A 23,448-nucleotide genomic window follows, 5' to 3' on the forward strand; every position below is an offset into this window, starting at 1 on the left:
CACCCCGACCCCCGGCAGGTGACGGAAGTGTCCGACAGGGAACCCCCGCGCCGCCGCGTGCCCCGCCCCGCGAAGCCGTCCCGGCCGCAGGGTGCCGTACGCCGGCGGCCAGGGCCCGGCGCCCGCCCGGTCCGGCGCCCGAGCACCGGCCGGGTGCCCGCCCAGCGCCCGCTGCGGCTCGGCAGCCCCCGGCCCCGGCTGCGCCTGGTGGGCCTCGCCCTCGGCCTGGTGCTGGCCGTCTTCGTCGTACGACTGCTCCAGGTGCAGGCTGTGGAGGCCAGCGCGTACGCGGCGAAGGCCGAGGTCAACCGGTACGTCGTCCATACGCTGGCCGCCGAGCGCGGCGGCATCACCGACCGCAACGGCGTGGCCCTCGCCGTCAGTGAGGACGCCTACGACATCACGGCCGACCCGACGATGTTCAGCGCCAAGCAGCTGAAGATCGCCGACGGACCCGAGCGGGCCGCCGCCCTTCTCGCGCCGATTCTCGGCCAGGACCAGGCCGCCCTGGTCAAGAAGCTGCGGCCCGCCGACAAGAACTCCCGCTACGCGCGGCTCGCCACCCGGCAGACCCCCCAGGTCTGGAAGCAGATCAAGGACCTGAAGTCGGCCCTCGCCCAGAAGACCGGCACCGCCAACGTCCTGGCCGGGGTCTTCGCCGATCCCAGCAGCCAGCGCGTGTACCCCAACGGCGACCTCGCCGCCGGGATACTGGGCTGGGTGAACGCCGACGGCCAGGGCGGCGGCGGCATCGAGCAGATGCTGGAGAAGCAGCTCGCCGGGAAGAACGGCAAGATCCGCTACGCCCAGTCCGGCGGTCGCGAGGTGCCCACCGCGGGCTCCGCCGAGACGCCCGCCGTGCCCGGCTCCGATGTCGAGCTGACCATCGACCGCGACATCCAGTGGGCGGCCCAGAACGCCATCACCGAGCAGGTGAAGAAGTCCAAGGCCGACCGCGGCTACGTCGTCGTCCAGGACACCCGCACCGGTCAGATCCTCGCCATGGCCGACGCGCCGGGGTTTGACCCCAACGACCTCTCCAAGGCGGACCCGGACGCCCTCGGCAACGCGGCCGTCCAGGACGCCTACGAGCCCGGCTCCACCGCCAAGGTGATGTCCATGGCCGCCATCCTCCAGGAGAACGCGGCGACCCCGCTCACCCATGTCGTCGTACCCAACCGGCTGCACCGCGGCGACCGGCTCTTCCAGGACGACGTCGACCACGCCACCTGGGACCTCACGCTCAACGGCGTGCTCGCCAAGTCCAGCAACATCGGCACCATCCTCGCCACCGGCCAGCTCGGCAAGACCCAGCCGCAGGCCAACAAGGTCCTCTACTCCTATCTGCGCAAGTTCGGCATCGGCGGCTACACCGGGCTGCACTTCCCGGGCGAGACCCCGGGCATCCTGGCGCCGCCGCAGAAGTGGTCCACCTCGCAGCAGTACACGATCCCTTTCGGCCAGGGCTTCTCCATCAACGCCCTCCAGGCCGCGTCCGTGTACTCGACCATCGCCAACGGCGGTGTCCGCGTCCAGCCGAGCCTGATCCGCGGCACCAAGGGACCCGACGGCCGGTTCACCCCCGCGGCCAAGCCCGAGGAGACCAGGGTCGTCAGCGCGAAGACCGCCAAGTCGGTCGCCGAGATGCTGGAGTCCGTGGTCGACGACGAACAGGGCACCGGCATCTCCGCGCGGATCCCCGGCTACAACGTCGCCGGTAAGACCGGCACCGCCAACCGAGTGGATCCGGCCACCGGCAGATACCGCGGCTACACCTCGTCCTTCGCCGGTTTCGCCCCCGCGGACAAGCCCCGCATCACGGTCTACTGCGCCATCCAGAACGCCACCTCGGGCGGCTACTTCGGCGGCCAGATCTGCGGGCCCATCTACAAGAAGGTCATGGAGTTCGCCCTGAAGACCCTCCAGGTCCCGCCCACCGGCGCGCCGCCCGCGAACCTGCCGGTCTCCTACAAGCCCTGACCAGCACCGAAAGCACAGGATCCAGCCAGTGACAACGATCACCCCAGGACCCGGGAACCACCGGCCCCCCGAGCCCTCGCTTCGCTCCGAGGCGGGTACGCCCGGTACGCTCACCGCCGTGCCACACGCTGATCAGTCCCAAACCACCCAGAAGGGCGCTTCCGTGACATATCCGGGACCGCCGCGACCGGTCCACGTCTCCGCCACACCCCTCGCGGAGCTGGCCGATCAGCTGGGTGCCGCCGCCCCGGACGCCACCGCCGAGATCACCGGGATCACCCACGACTCGCGCGCCGTCCGCCCCGGCGATCTGTACGCCGCCCTCCCGGGCGCCCGCCTGCACGGCGCCGACTTCGTCACCCAGGCCGCCGGCCTCGGCGCGACCGCCGTGCTCACCGATCCGACCGGCGCCGAGCGCGCCGCCGCGACCGGACTGCCGGTCCTGGTGGTGCCCGACCCGCGGGCCCGGATGGGCGAACTGGCCACCACCATCTACGGCCACCCCGGGCGCGACCTGCTCCAGATCGGCATCACCGGCACCTCCGGCAAGACCACCACGGCCTACCTGGTCGAGGGCGGCCTGCGGACCGCGAAGGCCACCGGACTGATCGGCACCGTCGAGATGCGCATCGGCGACGAGCGCATCAAGTCCGAGCGCACCACCCCCGAAGCCACCGATCTCCAGGCCCTGTTCGCCGTCATGCGTGAACGCGGTGTCGAGGCGGTCGCCATGGAGGTCTCCAGCCACGCCCTGGTCCTCGGCCGGGTCGACGGCTGCGTCTTCGACATCGCGGTCTTCACCAACCTCAGCCCGGAACACATGGAGTTCCACTCCGACATGGAGGACTACTTCCGGGCAAAGGCACAGCTCTTCACGCCGAAACGCAGCAAACTCGGCGTCGTCAACGTGGACGACGAGTACGGCCGCCGCCTCGCCGCCGAGGCCACCGTCCCCGTCGTCACCTTCTCCGCCGAGGGCCACCCGGACGCCGACTGGCGCGCCGAGCACGTCCAGGTCGGGCCGCTGGACTCGACGTTCACCGTCCTCGGCCCGAACGGCGAGCGGGTGCAGGCCAGGTCGCCGCTGGCCGGCCCCTTCAACGTGGCCAACACCCTCGCCGCCGTCGTCGCCCTCGCCGCGGCCGGCCTGGACGCGCAGACCGCCGCCGACGGCATCGCCGCCGTCCCGGGCGTCCCCGGCCGCCTGGAGCGCGTCGACGCCGGACAGCCCTACCTCGCGGTCGTGGACTACGCCCACAAGACCGACGCGGTCGAGTCGGTGCTCAAGGCGCTGCGCAAGGTCACCAAGGGCCGGCTGCACATCGTCCTGGGCTGCGGCGGCGACCGCGACCAGACCAAGCGCGCCCCGATGGGCGCCGCCGCGGCCCGGCTCGCCGACACGGCCGTACTGACGTCGGACAACCCCCGCTCCGAGGACCCGCTCGCGATCCTCGCGACCATGCTCCAGGGCGCGGCCTCCGTGCCCGCGCACGAGCGCGGCGAGGTGCTCCTCTTCGAGGAGCGGGCCGCCGCCATCACCGCCGCCGTGGGCCGCGCCCAGGCCGGCGACACCGTGCTGGTCGCGGGCAAGGGCCATGAGCAGGGCCAGGACATCGCCGGTGTGGTCCGTCCCTTCGACGACCGCCAGGTGCTTCGCGAAGCTATCCAGAAGACCCAGGGATGAACTTGTGATCGCCCTCTCCCTCGCCGAGATCGCAGCTGTCGTCGGCGGGCAGACGCACGACATACCGGATCCGTCCGTGCAGGTCACCGGACCGGTCGTCCGGGACTCCCGGGAAGTGGTGCCCGGCAGCCTGTTCGCCGCATTCGTCGGCGAGCGGGTGGACGGCCACGACTTCGCACCGCAGGTCGTCGAGGCGGGCGCGGTCGCCGTACTGGCGTCGCGCCCCGTCGGCGTGCCCGCGATCGTGGTCGAGGACGTCCAGAACGCCCTCGGCGCCCTCGCCCGGCACGTCGTCGCCCGGCTCGGCGCGACCCTCGTCGCCCTGACCGGCTCGGCCGGCAAGACCAGCACCAAGGACCTCATCGCCCAGGTGCTGAGCGGCAAGGCGCCCACGGTGTTCACGCCGGGCTCGTTCAACAACGAGATCGGGCTGCCGCTGACCGCCCTCACCGCGACCGAGGAAACCCGTTTCCTGGTCCTGGAGATGGGCGCCCGCGGCATCGGCCACATCCGCTACCTCACCGGCCTGACCCCGCCGCGGATCGGCGTCGTCCTCAACGTCGGCACCGCCCACATCGGCGAGTTCGGCGGCCGCGAGCAGATCGCCCAGGCCAAGGGCGAGATCATCGAGGGGCTGCCCGAGGACGGCGCGGCCGTGCTCAACGCCGACGATCCGCTGGTGCGTGCCATGGCACCGCGTACCAAGGCGAAGGTGATTCTTTTCGGAGAGTCGGCCGAAGCGGACGTACGTGCCGAGAATGTACGACTCACGGAGACCGGACAGCCCGCCTTCAGGCTTCACACACCCTCCGGTGCATCTGATGTGACCATGCGCCTGTACGGTGAGCATCACGTGTCGAACGCGCTCGCCGCGGCCGCCGTCGCCCATGAGCTGGGCATGTCCGCGGAAGAGATCGCCACCGCGCTCTCCGGAGCGGGCTCCCTCTCCCGCTGGCGCATGGAGGTCACCGAGCGCCCGGACGGCGTGACCATCGTCAACGACGCCTACAACGCCAACCCCGAGTCCATGCGGGCCGCCCTTCGGGCACTCGCGGCGATGGGCAAGGGACGGCGTACATGGGCGGTGCTCGGCAAGATGGCCGAGCTGGGGGACGAGGCGCTCGCCGAGCACGACGCCGTCGGACGGCTCGCCGTCCGGCTCAACGTCAGCAAGCTCGTCGCCGTCGGGGGGATTGAGGCCTCCTGGCTGCAACTGGGCGCATATAACGAGGGTTCGTGGGGTGAGGAGTCGGTGCACGTGTCCGACGCACAGGCGGCGATCGACCTGTTGCGCAGCGAGTTGCGCCCGGGGGACGTCGTCCTCGTGAAGGCGTCCCGTTCGGTGGGGCTCGAAGGTGTCGCCGCGGCGCTGCTGGAGACCGGTGCCGAGGGTGAGGTTGCCGCCCGATGATGAACCAGATCCTGTTCTCGGGTGTCATTGGCCTCTTCCTCACCCTGGTCGGCACCCCGCTGCTGATCAAGCTGCTGGCCCGCAAGGGCTACGGTCAGTTCATCCGTGACGACGGCCCGCGCGAGCACCTCAGCAAGCGCGGTACGCCGACCATGGGCGGTATCGCCTTCATCTTCGCCACGGTCGCCGCGTACTTCCTGTCCAAGGTGATCGCCGGCAAGCCGCCGTCCTTCTCCGGTCTGCTGGTGCTCGGCCTGATGGTCGGCATGGGCCTGGTCGGCTTCCTGGACGACTACATCAAGATCGTCAAGCGGCGTTCGCTGGGTCTGCGCGCCAAGGCGAAGATGGCCGGCCAGCTGATCGTCGGCATCTCCTTCGCCGTCCTGGCGCTGATGTTCCCCGACTCCCGCGGCAACACCCCGGCCTCCACCAAGCTGTCGTTCATCACGGACTTCGGCTGGTCGATCGGCCCGGTGCTGTTCGTGATCTGGGCGCTGTTCATGATCCTGGCGATGTCGAACGGCGTGAACCTGACCGACGGTCTGGACGGCCTCGCCACCGGCGCCTCCGTCCTGGTCTTCGGCGCCTACACGTTCATCGGCGTCTGGCAGTACCAGGAGTCCTGCGCCAACGCGCAGACCCTGACCAACCCGGCCGCCTGCTACGAGGTGCGCGACCCGCTCGACCTCGCCGTGGTCGCCTCCGCGCTGATGGGCGCCTGCCTGGGCTTCCTGTGGTGGAACACGTCCCCGGCGAAGATCTTCATGGGCGACACCGGCTCGCTCGCCCTCGGCGGTGTCCTCACCGGCCTGGCCATCCTCTCCCGCACGGAGCTGCTGGTGGCCATCATGGGCGGCCTGTTCGTCCTCATCACCATGTCGGTCGTCATCCAGGTCGGCTCCTTCCGGCTCACCGGGAAGCGCGTCTTCCGGATGGCACCACTCCAGCACCACTTCGAACTCAAGGGCTGGTCCGAGGTCCTGGTCGTGGTCCGCTTCTGGATCATCCAAGGCATCTGTGTGATCGTCGGACTGGGCCTCTTCTACGCGGGATGGGCAGCGGAAAAGTGACCACCGGCTCGGCGCCCTTCGACTTCCAGGGCAAGCACGTCACCGTCGCGGGACTCGGCGTCTCCGGCATCCCGGCGGCCAAGGCACTGCACGCGCGCGGCGCGCTCGTCACCGTCGTCAACGACGGCGACGACGCCCGCTCCCGCGAGCAGGCCGCGGGCCTGGAGGCACTCGGCATCACCGTGCGCCTGGGTGACGGCGCGACCCTCCCGGAGGGCACCGAGCTGATCGTCACCACCCCCGGCTGGCAGCCCGGCAAGCCGCTCTTCCAGGCGGCCGCCGAGGCGGACGTACCGGTCTGGGGCGACGTGGAGCTGGCCTGGCGGCTGCGGGGGCCCGACGCGGCCCCCTGGCTGGCCGTCACCGGCACCAACGGCAAGACCACCACTGTGCGGATGCTCGCCGCCATCCTGGAGGCGGCGGGCCTGCGCACGGCGGCCGTCGGCAACATCGGGGTCTCGCTGCTGGACGTCGTCCTGGGCGAGGAGACGTACGACGTCCTCGCCGTGGAGCTGTCCAGCTACCAGCTGCACTGGGCGCCCTCGCTGCGCGCCCACTCGGCCGCCGTCCTCAACCTCGCGCCCGACCACCTCGACTGGCACGGCTCCATGGAGGCGTACGCCGCCGACAAGGGCCGTATCTACGAGGGCAACCAGGTCGCCTGCGTCTACAACGTGGCCGACAAGGCCACCGAGGACCTGGTGCGCGAGGCCGACGTCGAAGAGGGCTGCCGGGCCATCGGGTTCACCCTCGGCACCCCCGGGCCCTCCCAACTCGGCGTCGTGGACGGCATCCTGGTCGACCGCGCCTTCGTGGAGAACCGGCAGAAGAACGCGCAGGAGCTGGCCGAGGTCTCCGACGTCCGGCCCCCGGCCCCGCACAACATCGCCAACGCCCTCGCGGCGGCGGCCCTCGCGCGCGCCTTCGGGGTGCCCGCCCAGGCCGTACGGGACGGACTGCGCTCCTTCCGGCCGGACGCCCACCGCATCGAGCACGTCGCCGACCTCGACGGCGTGGCCTACGTGGACGACTCCAAGGCCACCAACACCCATGCCGCGCAGGCATCGTTGGCGGCGTACGAGTCGATCGTGTGGATCGCGGGCGGCCTCGCCAAGGGCGCGACCTTCGACGAACTGGTCGCCGCCTCGGCGAAGCACCTGCGCGCCGTCGTCCTGATCGGCGCCGACCGGGCCCTGATCCGCGACGCCCTCGCGCGACACGCCCCGGAAGTACCCGTGGTCGACCTCGACCGGACCGACACTGGGGCGATGCTCCAGGCGGTGACGGAGGCCAAGCGGCTCGCGGTCGCCGGCGACACGGTGCTCCTCGCTCCGGCCTGCGCCTCCATGGACATGTTCACCAACTACAACCAGCGCGGTGACGCGTTCGCGACGGCGGTCGGCGAACTCCGCGCCTGACCCCGGCCGCCCGCCGGGCGGATCCTGGGAGGGACGCGAGGGGCGGCCGACGTCCAGTGGAGGCGCCGATGCCCAGTAGCCGTACCGGAAAGCCCCCTGTGCAGCGGGCGTCCCGGCGTCCCGCCGTTCCCCGGCCCGGGCGCGAGAACCCCGTACAGCGGCTCGTCACGCGCGCCCGGCGGGCCTGGGACCGGCCGCTGACCGCCTATTACCTGATCGTCGGCGGCAGCATGCTGATCACGGTGCTCGGCCTGGTGATGGTCTACTCGGCCTCCCAGGTCACCGCGCTCCAGATGTCGCTGCCCGGCTCGTACTTCTTCCGCAAGCAGCTGCTGGCCGCGGTGATCGGCGGCATCCTGCTGTTCGCGGCCTCCCGGATGCCGGTGAAACTGCACCGGGCGCTGGCCTACCCGATCCTCGCCGGCGCCGTCTTCATGATGGCCCTGGTGCAGGTCCCCGGGATAGGGATGTCGGTCAACGGCAACCAGAACTGGATCTCCCTCGGCGGCTCCTTCCAGATCCAGCCCAGCGAGTTCGGCAAGCTCGCCCTGGTGCTGTGGGGCGCCGACCTGATCGCCCGCAAGCAGGAGCGGAAACTGCTGACCCAGTGGAAGCACATGCTGGTGCCGCTGGTGCCGGCCGCCTTCCTGCTGCTCGGACTGATCATGCTCGGCGGCGACATGGGAACCGCGATCATTCTCACAGCGATCCTGTTCGGACTGCTGTGGCTCGCGGGCGCCCCGACCCGGCTGTTCGCGGGCGTGCTCTCCGTCGCGGTCGTGATCGGGGTGATCCTGATCGAGACCAGCCCCAACCGGATGGCCCGCCTCGCCTGCATCGGCGCCACCGAACCCCGGGCCCAGGGCGCCGACTGCTGGCAGGCCGTGCACGGCATCTACGCGCTGGCCTCCGGCGGACTCTTCGGCTCCGGGCTCGGCGCGAGTGTGGAAAAATGGGGTCAACTGCCGGAAGCGCACACCGACTTCATCTTCGCGGTCACCGGTGAGGAACTGGGCCTGGCGGGGACACTGTCGGTGCTCGCCCTGTTCGCGGCTCTAGGCTATGCGGGTATCCGCGTGGCCGGACGCACGAAAGACCCCTTCGTGAGGTACGCCGCGGGAGGCGTGACCACCTGGATCATCGCTCAGGCGGTGATCAACATCGGTGCGGTGCTCGGTCTGCTGCCGATCGCCGGTGTCCCGCTCCCGCTGTTCTCCTACGGAGGATCCGCCCTGCTGCCGACCATGTTCGCCATCGGGCTGCTGATCGCGTTCGCGCGCGACGACCCCGCTGCGCGGACGGCGCTTGCGCTGCGGCAACCTCGCTTTGGTAGAAAGCGGGCGGGAGGCTCCGGTGCGGATCGGGGGCCTCGGAGATGGAACACGATGCGACGGCGTGCCTCGGCGGCGCGTTCGTCCGGAGAGCGGTGAATTTCGGTGCATGTCGTACTCGCCGGTGGGGGGACCGCCGGCCACATCGAGCCCGCGCTCGCCCTCGCGGACGCCCTGCGCAGGCAGGACCCGAGCGTGGGGATCACGGCCCTGGGCACGGAGCGTGGCCTGGAGACCCGGCTCGTCCCGGAGCGCGGCTACGAGCTGGCGCTGATCCCCGCGGTGCCGCTGCCACGCAAGCCCACCCCCGAGCTGATCACCGTCCCGGGCCGGCTGCGCGGCACCATCAAGGCCGCCGAGCAGATCCTCGAACGCACCAAGGCGGACGCCGTGGCCGGCTTCGGCGGCTATGTCGCGCTGCCCGCCTACCTCGCCGCCAAGCGGCTCGGCGTGCCCATCGTGATCCACGAGGCCAACGCCCGCCCGGGCCTGGCCAACAAGATCGGGTCCCGGTACGCGGCGCAGGTCGCCGTCTCCACGCCGGACAGCAAGCTGCGCGGCTCCCGCTACATCGGCATCCCGCTGCGGCGCTCCATCGCCACGCTGGACCGCGCGGCCGTGCGCCCCGAGGCCCGGCACCGCTTCGGCCTCGACCCCAACCTGCCCACGCTGCTGGTCTCCGGCGGCTCGCAGGGCGCGCGCCGGCTCAACGAGGTCGTCCAGCAGGTCGCCCCGTGGCTCCAGCAGGCCGGTATCCAGATCCTGCACGCGGTCGGCCCGAAGAACGAACTGCCGCATGTCCAGCAGATGCCGGGGATGCCCCCCTACATCCCGGTAAGTTACCTGGACCGGATGGACCTCGCGTACGCCGCGGCCGACATGATGCTCTGCCGCGCGGGCGCGATGACCGTCGCCGAACTCTCCGCCGTCGGACTGCCGGCCGCCTACGTACCGCTGCCCATCGGCAACGGTGAACAGCGGCTGAACGCCCAGCCGGTGGTCAAGGCGGGCGGCGGACTCCTCGTGGACGACGCGGAACTGACGCCCGAGTGGGTGCAGCACCATGTGCTGCCCGTGCTCGCCGACCCGCACCGGCTCTACGAGATGTCGCGCGCCGCAAGCGAGTTCGGCCGCCGGGACGCCGACGAGCTGCTCGTCGGCATGGTGTACGAGGCCATCGCCTCGCGCCGTTAGGACCGTATGACGAAAGGGTAGTGAGGGTGGCCGGACCGACGACTCGCGAACGCGGGGAACGCCAGCAGGAGTCGTCCGGCCCTCCGCTCGTCCGAAGGATAAAGCGACTACGTCTTCGTACGATCGTCATCCTGGCCCTGGCCGTGGTGCTCGTAGCGGCCGGTACCGTCTGGGTGTTGTACGGCTCCTCGTGGCTGCGCGTCACCCGGGTCCCGGTCTCCGGCACCCGGGTGCTGACGCCCGCCGAGGTGCGTGACGCCGCCGCCGTACCGGTGGGGGCGCCTTTGGCGTCGGTCGACACCGATGCCATCGAGGCCCGAATGCGCCGCAAACTGCCACGAATTGACACGGTCGACGTGTCCCGTTCCTGGCCGCACGGCATCGAGCTGAAGGTGACCGAGCGAACCCCGGTCCTTCTGGTGCGAAAAGGAAAGAATTTCGTCGAAGTCGACCACAAGGGTGTCCGGTTCGCCACGATCGCGCAGGCCCCCAAGGGCGTTCCGCTGCTGCGGATGTCCGTGTCCTCGTCGGGTTCGGCCGCCGCGAGCCTGCGGCGTTTCGGCACCGACCGGCTGGTGCGCGAGGCGGTCCTGGTGGCCGGCGAACTGCCGGGCTCCGTCCGGCGCCGCACCGGCACCGTCGAGGTGCACTCCTACGACGACATCCGGCTGGAGTTGGCCGACGGCCGCACCGTCGCCTGGGGGAGCGGGGAGAACGGCCGCGCCAAGGCACGGACCCTCACCGCACTCATGAAAGCAGCTTCCGGCGCACGCCACTTCGACGTCAGCGTTCCCACCGCCCCTGTGTCATCGGCGAGTTGACGCGCATCAGTGCAGGCCAGCACCCTGGTTGGGCAGCGCTATGGCTGATCACATAGGGTGAAAAGAAAAACGGGAGGTTCGGCGTGTTCGTTGAACGGGCGCCGCTTGTCGACTTAGTGTCCTGTTCAGAAGACTCCAGGGAACAGACACACTGGTAACCCTAAACTTCAGGCTTAGGGTTCGGGTCGGCGCTACGGACCGTCCCATTCGGCATCTGTCGTCACGGCGCGGGCAACCGCCCGCGGCGGCGACGTAATTCGAGGCGAGAGGCCTTCGACGTGGCAGCACCGCAGAACTACCTCGCAGTCATCAAGGTCATCGGTGTCGGCGGCGGTGGTGTCAATGCCATCAACCGGATGATCGAGGTCGGTCTCAAGGGTGTCGAGTTCATCGCCATCAACACCGACGCACAGGCGCTGTTGATGAGCGACGCCGACGTCAAGCTGGACGTCGGCAGGGAACTCACCCGCGGACTCGGCGCCGGCGCCAACCCGGCCGTCGGCCGCAAGGCCGCCGAGGACCACCGCGAGGAGATCGAGGAGGTCCTCAAGGGGGCCGACATGGTCTTCGTGACCGCCGGCGAGGGCGGCGGCACCGGCACCGGCGGCGCACCCGTCGTGGCCAACATCGCGCGCTCGCTGGGCGCCCTCACCATCGGCGTGGTCACGCGCCCGTTCACCTTCGAGGGACGGCGCCGCGCGAACCAGGCCGAGGACGGCATCGCGGAACTGCGCGAAGAGGTCGACACCCTCATCGTCATTCCGAACGACCGGCTGCTGTCCATCTCGGACCGCCAGGTCTCGGTCCTGGACGCCTTCAAGTCCGCCGACCAGGTCCTGCTCTCCGGTGTGCAGGGCATCACCGACCTCATCACCACCCCGGGCCTGATCAACCTGGACTTCGCCGACGTGAAGTCGGTCATGTCCGAGGCCGGTTCGGCCCTCATGGGCATCGGCTCGGCCCGCGGCGACGACCGCGCGGTGGCCGCGGCCGAGATGGCGATCTCCTCGCCGCTCCTGGAGGCGTCCATCGACGGCGCCCGGGGCGTGCTGCTCTCCATCTCCGGCGGCTCCGACCTCGGCCTCTTCGAGATCAACGAGGCGGCCCAGCTGGTCAGCGAGGCAGCCCACCCCGAGGCCAACATCATCTTCGGCGCGGTCATCGACGACGCCCTCGGCGACGAGGTCCGCGTCACCGTGATCGCGGCCGGCTTCGACGGCGGTCAGCCGCCGGCCCGCCGGGAGAACACCCTGGGCGCGGCCTCCACCTCGGCCCCCGCCCGCCGCGAGGAGCCCACGCCGGTACGGCAGTCCGAGAGCCGTCCGTCCTTCGGCTCGCTCGGCAGCGTGAAGCCGAAGGAGGAGCCGGAGCCGGCCCCCGAGCCGGTGGCCGACATCCCGGTCGCGCCGCCGCTCACCCCGGCGCCGCGTCCCGCCTACTCGGACAGCGCGGCCGAGGAACTGGACGTCCCGGACTTCCTGAAGTGATAGGTCGGCGCGAGAGCGTGAGCGGCGCGCACTTCGCCTTCACCGACAGGTGGGGCGGGGTGAGCGCCGCTCCGTATGAGGAGCTGAACCTGGGCGGCGCCGTCGGCGACACGCCCGAGGCGGTGGCGGCCAACCGGGAACTGGCCGCCACGTCGCTCGGCCTGGACCCCGCCCGTGTGGTGTGGATGAACCAGGTGCACGGCGCCGAGGTGGCCGTGGTGGACGAGCCCTGGGGCACCCGTCCGGTGCCGGAGGTCGACGCCCTTGTCACCGCCCGGCGCGGACTCGCCCTCGCGGTCCTCACCGCCGACTGCGTGCCGGTACTGCTCGCCGACCCCGTCGCCGGGATCGCCGCCGCGGCCCACGCGGGCCGGCCCGGCATGGTCAAGGGGGTCGTCCCCGCCGCCGTACGGGCCATGGTCGAACTCGGCGCCGCGCCCGAGCGGATCGTCGCCCGCACCGGACCGGCCGTCTGCGGCCGGTGCTACGAGGTACCCGAGACCATGCGGGCCGAGGTGGCGGCGGTGGAGCCGACGGCGCACGCTGAAACCAGCTGGGGCACACCGGCGGTCGACGTGAGCGCCGGAGTGCATGCGCAGCTCGACCGGCTCGGGGTGTGCGACCGGGCGCATTCGCCGGTGTGCACGCTGGAGTCGGGGGACCACTTCTCATACCGCCGCGACCGCACCACCGGGCGGCTCGCGTCCTATGTCTGGCTGGACTGATGGGGAATGACGGACCGTAAGACCGAACTCGCCGAGAATCTGGCGAATGTGGAGGAGCGCATCGCCCGCGCCTGCGCGACCGCGGGCCGGCGGCGGGAGGAGGTGACCCTGATCGTGGTCACCAAGACCTACCCGGCGAGCGATGTGCGGATCCTGTCGGAGCTCGGTGTGCGCCATGTCGCCGAGAACCGCGACCAGGATGCCGCGCCGAAGGCGGCGGCTTGTGCGGATCTGCCCCTGAAGTGGCACTTTGTCGGCCAGTTGCAGACCAACAAGGTGCGTTCCGTGGTCGGTTACGCCGATGTCGTGCAGTCGATCGACCGCGCACGGCTCGTCACCGCGCTGTCCAAGGAGGCGGTGCGCGCCGGGCGCGAGGTGGGGTGCCTGATCCAGGTCGCGCTCGACGCGGACGCGAGCGGACGGGGAGAGCGCGGGGGCGTGGCCCCCGAGGGAATCGAAGAGTTGGCCGACCTCGTCGCCGGCTCGCCCGGACTGCGGCTCGACGGACTGATGACCGTGGCTCCGCTCACCGGTGAGTACGCGGGACGCGAACAGGCGGCGTTCGAGCGCCTCATGGATTTGTCGACTGACCTGCGCCGAGCCCATCCGGCTGCAACCATGGTGTCGGCAGGGATGAGTGCGGACCTGGAGCAGGCCGTGGCGGCCGGGGCGACACATGTGCGCGTCGGCACTGCGGTACTCGGTGTCCGTCCCCGGCTCGGGTAACGTCGCCAGGAAGTCGGACCACAGCAGAAAATATGGTCAGTGTTCGCGAAACGGACACAACGACCGCGTGGATCGCGGGCACTTGGCAGTCGTCAGCCGATCCACCACAGAGCGGAGGACTCAGAGCATGGCCGGCGCGATGCGCAAGATGGCGGTCTACCTCGGCCTCGTGGAGGACGATGGGTACGACGGCCGCGGATTCGACCCCGATGACGATTTCGAGCCCGAGTTGGACCCGGAGCCCGAGCGGGACCACCGGCGGCACGAGCCGCTGCATCAACCGCATGATGCACATCAGCCCCAAAGGGATGAATCGGTGCGAGTGGTGCAGCCTCCGGCGCCCCGTGAACCGGTGTCCCGGGCGGCTTCGCTACCCGCGGAATCCGGTCGCCCGGCGCGGATCGCGCCCGTGGCGTCCATCACACAAGAACGTCAGTCCCTGGAGAAGAACGCGCCGGTGATCATGCCCAAGGTCGTGTCGGAACGAGAGCCTTACCGGATCACCACATTGCACCCACGGACCTACAACGAGGCCCGTACCATCGGGGAACACTTCCGTGAAGGCACCCCGGTGATCATGAATCTGACTGAGATGGATGACACAGACGCCAAGCGACTTGTCGACTTTGCGGCCGGTTTGGTGTTTGGTCTTCACGGCAGTATCGAGCGGGTGACGCAGAAGGTGTTCCTGTTGTCTCCTGCTAACGTCGATGTCACGGCGGAGGACAAGGCCCGCATCGCAGAGGGCGGGTTCTTCAACCAGAGCTGAGACGCAGACCGGACCGCAGTACGCAAGAGCTCGGAACAGGGGAGAGGGAAACACAGGCCATGGGCGTGTTCGCGCAGGTGATCTACATCGCGCTGATGGTGTTTCTCGTCGTGCTCATCTTCCGGCTGGTCATGGACTACGTCTTCCAGTTCGCCCGCTCATGGCAACCCGGCAAGGCGATGGTGGTCGTACTGGAGGCCACCTACACTGTCACCGATCCACCGCTGAAGCTTCTGCGGCGGTTCATTCCGCCGCTGCGTCTCGGGGGCGTGGCGCTAGACCTGTCCTTCTTCGTACTGATGATCATCGTCTACATTCTCATCGCCATCGTGCAGAACTTCGTGAGATGAGCGTGTGGACGATCCGGTCTTGCCGACTGCCGATGACTACGTTGAGGTGAAGAGATGCCGTTGACCCCCGAGGACGTGCGGAACAAGCAGTTCACGACCGTCCGCCTCCGAGAAGGCTATGACGAGGACGAGGTCGATGCCTTCCTCGATGAGGTCGAAGCCGAACTGACCCGTCTGCTCCGGGAGAACGAGGACCTGCGCGCGAAGCTGGCTGCCGCCACGCGAGCCGCCGCGCAGAACCAGCAGAACTCCCGGAAGCCTCCGGAGCAGGAACAGCAGCAGCAGGGCATGCGAGGTCCCGGCGCTCCGGTACCCGCCGGCATATCGGGCCCGCCGCAGCAGCAGATGGGTGGCCCCATGGGTGGTCCGCCCCAGCTGCCGAGCGGTGCCCCGCAGCTGCCCGCCGGTCCCAGTGGGCAGGGTGGTCCGCAGGGTCCCGGCCCGATGGGCCAGGGTCCGATGGGACAGGGCCCGATGGGCCAGGGCTCCATGGGTCAGGGTGGCATGGGCCAGGGCGGTATGGGTCAAGGCGGCATGGGCCAGGGCCCGATGGGTGGTCAGCCGCCCATGCAGCAGCAGATGGGTGGCCCCATGGGCGGTCCGATGGGTGGCCCGATGGGCGGTCCCATGGGCGGTCCCGGTCAGGGTCCCGGTGGCGACAGCGCCGCCCGTGTCCTCTCGCTGGCCCAGCAGACCGCCGACCAGGCGATCGCCGAGGCCCGCTCCGAGGCCAACAAGATCGTCGGCGAGGCCCGCAGCCGCGCCGAGGGTCTGGAGCGTGACGCCCGTGCCAAGGCCGACGCCCTGGAGCGGGACGCGCAGGAGAAGCACCGCGTCGCGATGGGCTCCCTGGAGTCCGCTCGCGCCACGCTGGAGCGCAAGGTCGAGGACCTGCGCGGCTTCGAACGCGAGTACCGCACGCGCCTGAAGTCGTACCTGGAGTCGCAGCTGCGTCAGCTGGAGACCCAGGCCGACGACTCGCTGGCCCCGCCGCGTACCCCGGCCGCCGCGTCCCTGCCGCCGTCCCCGGCGCCTTCGATGGCTCCGGCCGGCGCGAGTGCCCCGTCCTACGGCGGCAACCAGACGATGGGTGGTTCGCCCGCCCAGACGTCCGGTCCGTCCTACGGCGGTCAGCAGCAGATGACGCCCGCCATGACCCAGCCGATGGCTCCGGTCCGCCCGCAGGGCCCGTCCCCGATGGGCCAGGCCCCCTCGCCGATGCGCGGTTTCCTGATCGACGAGGACGACAACTGAGCGCCGGCCACGGTGAGTAGTACGCCATAGGCGTCGGCAGCGCTGAGAACGCGGCCCCGGACTTCGGTCCGGGGCCGCGTTCTTGTGTGCGGTGCACGGTGGCTCTTCCCGCCCACAGAGAAGGGCCCGCCCTCCGAAGTGGAGGCCGGGCCCTTCTCGAACTGCTGGTGGCGCCTACGCCTTGCGCAGCCGGAACACCAGGCTCAGACCCTCGTCGGTGAAGGCGTCCCCGTAGCTGTCGTCGGCCTCGCCCTGGGCGAAGTCCGTCGCCAGGACCTCCTCCGCGATCAGCTCGGCATGCTCAGCGAGCGCCGCGATCACCGCCGGGTCGGTGGACGTCCACCGCAGTGCGATCCGGTCCGCGACATCCAGGCCGCTGTTCTTGCGCGCCTCCTGGATGAGCCGGATCGCGTCACGGGCGAGACCCGCCCGGCGCAGCTCCTCCGTGATCTCCAGGTCCAGTGCCACCGTCGCACCGGAGTCGGACGCCACCGACCAACCCTCGCGCGGCGTCTCGGTGATGATCACCTCGTCCGGCGCCAGGGTGATCGTCTCACCGTCGACCTCCACCGAGGCCGTGCCCTGCCGCAGTGCCAGCGACAGCGCGGCCGCATCGGCGGCGGCGACCGCCTTGGCCACGTCCTGCACCCGCTTGCCGAACCGCTTGCCCAGCGCACGGAAGTTGGCCTTGGCCGTGGTGTCCACCAGGGAGCCGCCGACCTCGGACAGCGAGGCCAGCGAGGAGACGTTCAGCTCCTCCGTGATCTGCGCGTGCAGTTCGCGGTCCAGGGACTCAAAACCGCTCGCCGCGATCAGCGCACGGGACAGCGGCTGACGCGTCTTGACGCCCGACTCGGCACGCGTGGCACGGCCCAGCTCCACGAGCCGGCGCACCAGCACCATCTGCCGGGACAGCTCAGGGTCGATCGAACCGAGGTCCGTCTCCGGCCAGGACGCCAGGTGCACCGACTCCGGCGCGCCCGGGGTGACCGGCGCGATCAGGTCCTGCCACACCCGCTCGGTGATGAACGGGGTGATCGGCGCCATCAGCCGGGTGACCGTCTCCAGCACCTCGTGCAGCGTGCGCAGCGCGGCCTTGTCGCCCTGCCAGAAGCGGCGGCGCGAACGGCGGACGTACCAGTTGGAGAGGTCGTCGACGAACGCGGACAGCAGCTTGCCGGCGCGCTGGGTGTCGTACCCCTCAAGAGCCTGCGTCACCTGGTCGGTGAGCGCGTGCAGTTCGGACAGCAGCCAGCGGTCCAGCAGCGGGCGCTCGGCCGGGGCCGGGTCGGCCGCGCTCGGCGCCCAGTTCGACGTACGGGCGTACAGCGCCTGGAAGGCGACCGTGTTCCAGTACGTCAGCAGCGTCTTGCGGACGACCTCCTGGATGGTGCCGTGGCCCACCCGGCGCGCCGCCCAGGGGGAGCCGCCCGCGGCCATGAACCAGCGCACCGCGTCCGCGCCGTGCTGGTCCATCAGCGGGATCGGCTGGAGGATGTTGCCCAGGTGCTTGGACATCTTGCGGCCGTCCTCGGCGAGGATGTGGCCGAGGCACACGACGTTCTCGTACGAGGACTTGTCGAACACCAGGGTGCCGACGGCCATCAGCGTGTAGAACCAGCCGCGGGTCTGGTCGATGGCCTCGGAGATGAACTGGGCCGGGTAACGGCTCTCGAACAGCTCCTTGTTCTTGTACGGGTAGCCCCACTGCGCGAACGGCATCGAACCCGAGTCGTACCAGGCGTCGATGACCTCCGGCACGCGCGTGGCCGTCTTGCCGCAGCCCTCGTGCGGGCAGGCGAAGGTGATGGCGTCGATGTACGGGCGGTGCGGGTCGAGGTCCGACTGGTCGGTGCCGGTCAGCTCGGACAGCTCGGCGCGGGAGCCGACGCAGGTGAGGTGGTCGTCCTCGCAGCGCCAGATCGGCAGCGGGGTGCCCCAGTAGCGGTTGCGGGACAGCGCCCAGTCGATGTTGTTGTTCAGCCAGTCGCCGAAGCGGCCGTGCTTGACCGTGTCCGGGAACCAGTTGGTCTTCTCGTTCTCCTGGATCAGACGGTCCTTGATGGCCGTCGTACGGATGTACCAGGAGGGCTGCGCGTAGTAGAGCAGCGCGGTGTGGCAGCGCCAGCAGTGCGGGTAGCTGTGTTCGTACGGCAGGTGCCGGAAGAGCAGGCCCCGCTGCTTGAGGTCCTCGGTGAGCTTTTCGTCGGCCTTCTTGAAGAAGACGCCGCCGACCAGCGGCACGTCCTCCTCGAAGGTGCCGTCGGGGCGCACCGGGTTGACGACGGGCAGGCCGTAGGAGCGGCAGACCTTGAGGTCGTCCTCACCGAAGGCGGGGGACTGGTGGACCAGGCCCGTACCGTCCTCGGTGGTCACGTAGTCGGCGTTCACCACATAGTGGGCCGGCTCCGGGCTGTGCCCATCGGTTCCCTCGCTGACGCTCGGGAACTCGACCAGCTCGAACGGGCGCTGGTAGGTCCAGCGCTCCATCTCGGCGCCGGTGAAGCTCTGCCCGGTGGGCTCCCAGCCCTCGCCGAGCGCCTTGGCGAGCAGCGGCTCGGCGACGACGACCTTCTCCTCGCCGTTCGTGGCGACGACGTAGGTGACCTCCGGGTGGGCGGCGACCGCCGTGTTGGAGACCAGGGTCCAGGGGGTCGTCGTCCACACCAGGAGCGCGGCCTCGCCGGCCAGCGGGCCGGAGGTGAGCGGGAAGCGGACGTACACCGAGGGGTCGACGACCGTCTCGTAGCCCTGCGCCAGCTCGTGGTCGGACAGGCCGGTGCCGCAGCGGGGGCACCAGGGGGCGACGCGATGGTCCTGGACCAGCAGGCCCTTGCCGAAGATCTCCTTCAGCGACCACCAGACGGACTCCACGTACTCCGGGTCCATGGTCCGGTAGGCGTCGTCCAGGTCGACCCAGTAGCCCATGCGGGTCGTCAGCTCGGCGAAGGCGTCGGTGTGCCGGGTCACGGACTGCCGGCACTTGTCGTTGAACTCGGCGATGCCGTACGCCTCGATGTCCTGCTTGCCGGAGAAGCCCAGCTCCTTCTCCACGGCCAGCTCCACGGGCAGACCGTGGCAGTCCCAGCCGGCCTTGCGGGCCACGTGGTAGCCGCGCATGGTGCGGAAGCGGGGGAAGACGTCCTTGAAGACGCGCGCCTCGATGTGGTGGGCGCCGGGCATGCCGTTGGCGGTGGGCGGGCCTTCGTAGAACACCCATTCGGGGCGGCCCTCGGACTGCTCCAGGGTCTTGGCGAAGATCTTCTGCTCACGCCAGAAGTCGAGCACGGCGTGCTCAAGCGCGGGCAGGTCGACCTGTGCGGGCACCTGGCGGTACGTCGGCGCTGTCATCTGCGAGCATCCTCCAACGGACTTGCTGCCTTCCGTCGGAGGGACGAGAGCTTCGATTCCTACGCCGTGTGCGGCGCGCTCCCGCGGTACCACCCTCCTTGGCCCGCCGCCGTGCCTCGGTCGCCGGTGGGCCCCCTCATTGGGTTCGCGAAACCGGTTCTACTGGCCTGGCCCTGCGGCTGCGGCTTTCTTCCGGCGGCTCCGGGGTGATCTTCACGTCGCGCTCGCCCCCGGGCTTCCACCGTCCCCGGGTCGCTCTGGGCTGCGTACGCCGCTACTCGTCCCCATCCATGCTGCTCGCTGCGCCCAGTGTACGGCGCCGAGCGGACAGCGGCCGACCGCTTTTCGGGGGGCCGGCCGCCGGTGGCCCGGTGCGGGGCGCCGGATGCCCCGAATGGCGAGGGTGCGGGGGTGATGCCCGGCGTGGCGGATTACCCGCCGGGGAGCTGGGCACAACGGATGCAGGCCCGTCGCGCGGGGGGTGCGGCCGGGCGAATCGGGCGGTGTGCCCCGTTGCCGCGGGAGGCAAGTCGATTTATCGTCCCAGCACGATTCGCGAGCGAGATCACCCTATGTGAAGGGGCCGCGGCCATGGTGGCGAGAAAGAGCGCGAAGAAGACCGTGGCCGGGAAGTCGGATACCGAGAGAACCACTGCTCACAAGGCCGCCGCCAAGAAGGCGGCGGCGCGGCGGGCGGTGGCCGAGGAGGGGGACGGGAAGGCGGTGGCCAGGAAGGCCGCCGCCGAGAAGGGAGCCGCCGTGAAGCCGGTCCTGGAGCAGACGGGCGCGGCCGAGGAGGCCGCCGACCACCCGGTGGCGAGGAAGACGGCCGCCAGGAAGACACCGGAGAAGAAGGCGGCGGCCGGGAAGACCGCGGCGGCCGCGCATGAGACGGCCGAGGCGGCTAAGGCCCCGACCGGGAAAACGGTGACCTCGGCCGGGAAAACGGCGGCCAAGAAGGCGGCGGCGAAGAAGGCGCCCGCCAAGAGGACCGCGGCCAAGGACACGGCGGCCGGGGACGCGACCACGGGCGGCACGACGGCCGAGGACGCCACCGCGGCGGGAACCGCCGCCGGGAAGGCCGCGAGGACCGTGGCCCACAAGGCGGAGCCGGACGAGAAGAGCACGGCCAAGAAGGCGGGCGCGGCGCGGGCCGCGAAGCAGACGGGAGCCACGAAGGTGGTTGCGAAGAAGACCCCTGGCACGGCCACGGCGCAGGACACCGCCGTTCCCAAGGCGCGCCTCGCCGCCGCGGACCCCGGCGAGCTGGCGGTGCGCCCCGGCGAGGACCCCTGGACCGACCAGGAGGTCGCCGAGGCGCGTGCGGAGCTCCAGTCCGAGATGGAGCGGCTGCGGCGGGAGATCAGCTCGTCCGAGGAGTCCCTCGTCGGCCTGATGCGCGACTCCGGGGACGGCGCGGGCGACGACCAGGCCGACACCGGGACCAAGAACATCACCCGCGAGCACGAGCTGGCGCTGGCCGCCAACGCGCGCGAGATGCTCACCCAGACCGAACGCGCGCTCGAACGGCTGGACGCGGGCACCTACGGCCTGTGCGAGAACTGCGGCAACCCCATCGGCAAGGCCCGGATGCAGGCCTTCCCGCGGGCCACCCTGTGCGTGGAGTGCAAGCAGAAGCAGGAACGCCGCTCCTGAGCGTGTGGGGCCGCTCAGGCGTGCCGTAGTCTCGTCCTCAGTCAGGAACCTAGGTCGAGGGACGCACGTGGCAGAGGCGGAGCGCATCATCAATACGCCGGACACCCCGGAGGACGGCGCACATCAGGCCCCCGAGCAGGCGGCGGACCAGGAGCGGGAGCGGACCGGCCGTGGGCGCCGGATCGCCGTGCTGTTCGCCGTGGCCGCGTTCGCGTACGCGCTCGACCTGATCAGCAAGACGCTGGTGGTGGCCAAGCTGGAGGGCCACGCGCCGATCAAGCTCGTCGGGGACCTGCTGGAGCTGCACGCCATCCGCAATCCGGGTGCCGCCTTCGGTTTCGGCGCGGCCTTCACCGTGATCTTCACGGTGATCGCCGCCTCGGTGATCGTGGTGATCATGCGGCTGGCCCGCAAGCTCTACAGCTTCCCCTGGGCCGTCGCGCTCGGCCTGCTGCTCGGCGGCGCGCTCGGCAACCTCACCGACCGGATCTTCCGCTCGCCCGGCGTCTTCAACGGCCAGGTCGTGGACTTCATCGCGCCCAAGGGCTTCGCGATCTTCAACCTCGCCGACTCGGCGATCGTGTGCGGCGGCATCCTGATCGTGCTGCTGTCCTTCCGCGGTCTCGACCCGGACGGCACGGTCCACAAGGACTGACGGCGCGGCCCCGGCGGACCGGGGCCGGAGCCGGTTTTCCACAGGCTCGGTCGGGGCCGTGCCGCCCGTCCGGCATACTCGACGGGTGAGCACGATTCCCGAGATCCGTACCCTGCCCGTGCCCGACGGCCTGGAGGGCGAGCGCGTTGACGCCGCCATCTCCCGCATGTTCGGCTTCTCCCGCACGAAGGCGGCCGAGCTGGCCGCGGCCGGCAAGGTGCAGGTCGACGGCGCGGTCGTCGGCAAGTCCGAGCGCGTGCACGGCGGCGCCTGGCTGGAGGTCGAGATGCCGCAGGCGCCCGCGCCGGTGCAGGTGGTCGCCGAGCCCGTCGAGGGCATGGAGATCGTGCATGACGACGATGACGTGGTCGTGATCGTCAAGCCGGTCGGCGTGGCCGCGCACCCCTCCCCGGGCTGGACCGGACCGACCGTCATCGGCGGCCTCGCCGCCGCCGGCTACCGGATCTCCACCTCCGGCGCCGCCGAGCGCCAGGGCATCGTGCACCGCCTGGACGTGGGCACCTCCGGCCTGATGGCGGTCGCCAAGTCGGAGTACGCGTACACCTCGCTCAAGCGCCAGTTCAAGGAGCGCACGGTCGACAAGCGCTACCACACCCTGGTCCAGGGCCACCCGGACCCGACGAGCGGCACCATCGACGCCCCGATCGGCCGCCACCCGAACCACGACTACAAGTGGGCGGTCACCGCCGACGGCAAGCCCTCGGTGACGCACTACGACCTCATCGAGGCCTTCCGCGCCGCCTCCCTGCTCGATGTGAAGCTGGAGACCGGCCGTACCCACCAGATCCGCGTCCACATGGCCGCCCACCGCCACCCGTGCGTCGGCGACCTCACCTACGGCGCGGACCCCACCCTCGCCAAGCGGCTGCGCATCACCCGCCAGTGGCTGCACGCCGTGCGCCTCGGCTTCGAACACCCGGGCGACGGCCGCTGGGTGGAGTTCTCCTCCGACTACCCCGAGGACCTTCAGCAGGCCCTGGACCTGGTCCGTGAGGAGACCTACGGATGACCGGAGCCCCCACCGTCCGCGTCGCCGAGGACCCCGCCGACCTGGAGGCGTGCTTCGCGGTCCGCAAGGAGGTCTTCGTTCATGAGCAGGGCGTGGACGAAGCCATCGAGTACGACGCGTACGACGCCGTCGCCGTGCATGTGCTGGCCCTGCGCGCGGACGGCACCCCGCTGGGCACCGGCCGGCTGCTGACCGGTGAGGCGGCCGTCGCCAAGACCGGCGCGGACGCCTCCGTCGGCTCCCTCGGGCGGCTCGCGGTCTCCCGTCGGGCCCGCGGGCTCGGTATCGGCGCCGCCCTGGTGCGGGCCATCGAGGACGCGGCCCGCGCGCGTGGCCTGGCCGCGGTGGACCTGCACGCGCAGACCCAGGCGCTCGGTTTCTACGAGCGGCTCGGCTACGCGGCGTACGGACCGGAGTTCCTGGACGCCGACATGCCCCACCGGGCGATGCGCCGCGCCCTGTAACCACCGGCACAAGAGCCGGTGAACGGGGTGCGGCGACACCCCCCGGGGCGATGCCCTGGAACGGCCGGTGGC

The 23,448-nt window shown here is 70.6% G+C and carries 19 protein-coding genes; 18 read left to right on the forward strand and 1 reads right to left on the reverse strand.

Features of this window, described 5'->3' with window-relative positions:
* The first annotated feature begins 27 nt into the window (after positions 1 to 27).
* From CCN72_RS11535 to CCN72_RS11600, 14 genes are all read left to right on the forward strand, one after another.
* Positions 28 to 1,980 (forward strand): peptidoglycan D,D-transpeptidase FtsI family protein, encoded by a 1,953-nt coding sequence (locus CCN72_RS11535; protein WP_279630230.1) that lies wholly within the window; start codon positions 28 to 30, stop codon positions 1,978 to 1,980.
* Between the two features lie 163 nt (positions 1,981 to 2,143).
* Positions 2,144 to 3,664, forward strand: coding sequence for a UDP-N-acetylmuramoyl-L-alanyl-D-glutamate--2,6-diaminopimelate ligase (locus CCN72_RS11540; RefSeq protein ID WP_086807443.1), 1,521 nt, complete (start codon positions 2,144 to 2,146; stop codon positions 3,662 to 3,664).
* Between the two features lie 4 nt (positions 3,665 to 3,668).
* Positions 3,669 to 5,075 carry a UDP-N-acetylmuramoyl-tripeptide--D-alanyl-D-alanine ligase gene (locus tag CCN72_RS11545; protein ID WP_086807444.1) on the forward strand — a complete coding sequence of 469 codons (1,407 nt, stop codon included), beginning with the start codon at positions 3,669 to 3,671 and terminating at the stop codon, positions 5,073 to 5,075.
* Entirely contained in the window at positions 5,072 to 6,145 is a 1,074-nt protein-coding gene (gene mraY, locus CCN72_RS11550; protein WP_085564303.1) for a phospho-N-acetylmuramoyl-pentapeptide-transferase, read from the forward strand. The genes CCN72_RS11545 and mraY overlap by 4 nt, the downstream gene beginning before the upstream one ends.
* Positions 6,127 to 7,563 carry a UDP-N-acetylmuramoyl-L-alanine--D-glutamate ligase gene (murD, locus tag CCN72_RS11555; protein ID WP_208637977.1) on the forward strand — a complete coding sequence of 479 codons (1,437 nt, stop codon included), beginning with the start codon at positions 6,127 to 6,129 and terminating at the stop codon, positions 7,561 to 7,563. Before mraY ends, murD begins: the two co-directional genes overlap by 19 nt.
* A gap of 68 nt (positions 7,564 to 7,631) precedes the next feature.
* Complete coding sequence (gene ftsW / locus CCN72_RS11560; protein ID WP_085564301.1) at positions 7,632 to 8,993, forward strand: putative lipid II flippase FtsW; 1,362 nt, start codon at positions 7,632 to 7,634, stop codon at positions 8,991 to 8,993.
* A 6-nt stretch (positions 8,994 to 8,999) separates the two neighbouring features.
* Positions 9,000 to 10,088, forward strand: coding sequence for an undecaprenyldiphospho-muramoylpentapeptide beta-N-acetylglucosaminyltransferase (gene murG / locus CCN72_RS11565; protein ID WP_037653096.1), 1,089 nt, complete (start codon positions 9,000 to 9,002; stop codon positions 10,086 to 10,088).
* A 26-nt stretch (positions 10,089 to 10,114) separates the two neighbouring features.
* Complete coding sequence (locus tag CCN72_RS11570) at positions 10,115 to 10,909, forward strand: cell division protein FtsQ/DivIB (RefSeq protein WP_086807458.1); 795 nt, start codon at positions 10,115 to 10,117, stop codon at positions 10,907 to 10,909.
* A gap of 278 nt (positions 10,910 to 11,187) precedes the next feature.
* Positions 11,188 to 12,396 (forward strand): cell division protein FtsZ, encoded by a 1,209-nt coding sequence (gene ftsZ, locus CCN72_RS11575; RefSeq protein ID WP_037653098.1) that lies wholly within the window; start codon positions 11,188 to 11,190, stop codon positions 12,394 to 12,396.
* Positions 12,393 to 13,121: a peptidoglycan editing factor PgeF gene (gene pgeF / locus CCN72_RS11580; RefSeq protein ID WP_086807446.1), complete on the forward strand. Its 729-nt coding sequence runs from the start codon at positions 12,393 to 12,395 to the stop codon at positions 13,119 to 13,121. Before ftsZ ends, pgeF begins: the two co-directional genes overlap by 4 nt.
* 6 nt (positions 13,122 to 13,127) lie before the next feature.
* Entirely contained in the window at positions 13,128 to 13,847 is a 720-nt protein-coding gene (locus CCN72_RS11585; protein WP_086807447.1) for a YggS family pyridoxal phosphate-dependent enzyme, read from the forward strand.
* A 127-nt stretch (positions 13,848 to 13,974) separates the two neighbouring features.
* Positions 13,975 to 14,616, forward strand: a complete 642-nt coding sequence (locus CCN72_RS11590) for a cell division protein SepF (protein ID WP_037653104.1) — start codon at positions 13,975 to 13,977, stop codon at positions 14,614 to 14,616.
* Between the two features lie 59 nt (positions 14,617 to 14,675).
* On the forward strand, positions 14,676 to 14,966 hold the full coding sequence (locus CCN72_RS11595) for a YggT family protein (RefSeq protein ID WP_037653106.1): 291 nt from the start codon (positions 14,676 to 14,678) through the stop codon (positions 14,964 to 14,966).
* Between the two features lie 54 nt (positions 14,967 to 15,020).
* Positions 15,021 to 16,220 (forward strand): DivIVA domain-containing protein, encoded by a 1,200-nt coding sequence (locus CCN72_RS11600; protein ID WP_085564297.1) that lies wholly within the window; start codon positions 15,021 to 15,023, stop codon positions 16,218 to 16,220.
* Positions 16,221 to 16,394: 174 nt separating this feature from the next.
* Here CCN72_RS11600 and ileS read toward each other — a convergent pair whose 3' ends face one another.
* Positions 16,395 to 19,571: an isoleucine--tRNA ligase gene (gene ileS, locus CCN72_RS11605; protein WP_086807448.1), complete on the reverse strand. Its 3,177-nt coding sequence runs from the start codon at positions 19,569 to 19,571 to the stop codon at positions 16,395 to 16,397.
* A 591-nt stretch (positions 19,572 to 20,162) separates the two neighbouring features.
* Between ileS and CCN72_RS11610 the strand changes: the two genes are divergently transcribed.
* The 4 genes from CCN72_RS11610 (at position 20,163) to CCN72_RS11625 (ending at position 23,376) form a co-directional block, all read left to right on the forward strand.
* On the forward strand, positions 20,163 to 21,227 hold the full coding sequence (locus CCN72_RS11610; RefSeq protein WP_208637978.1) for a TraR/DksA family transcriptional regulator: 1,065 nt from the start codon (positions 20,163 to 20,165) through the stop codon (positions 21,225 to 21,227).
* 67 nt (positions 21,228 to 21,294) lie between these two features.
* Entirely contained in the window at positions 21,295 to 21,882 is a 588-nt protein-coding gene (gene lspA / locus CCN72_RS11615) for a signal peptidase II (protein ID WP_037653109.1), read from the forward strand.
* Positions 21,883 to 21,967: 85 nt separating this feature from the next.
* On the forward strand, positions 21,968 to 22,912 hold the full coding sequence (locus tag CCN72_RS11620) for an RluA family pseudouridine synthase (protein ID WP_086807450.1): 945 nt from the start codon (positions 21,968 to 21,970) through the stop codon (positions 22,910 to 22,912).
* Positions 22,909 to 23,376, forward strand: coding sequence for a GNAT family N-acetyltransferase (locus tag CCN72_RS11625; protein ID WP_086807451.1), 468 nt, complete (start codon positions 22,909 to 22,911; stop codon positions 23,374 to 23,376). Before CCN72_RS11620 ends, CCN72_RS11625 begins: the two co-directional genes overlap by 4 nt.
* The last annotated feature ends 72 nt before the right edge of the window (positions 23,377 to 23,448 follow it).

Origin of the sequence: Streptomyces murinus (assembly GCF_002154555.1) — a bacterium.
Classification (GTDB): Bacteria; Actinomycetota; Actinomycetes; order Streptomycetales; family Streptomycetaceae; genus Streptomyces; species Streptomyces murinus.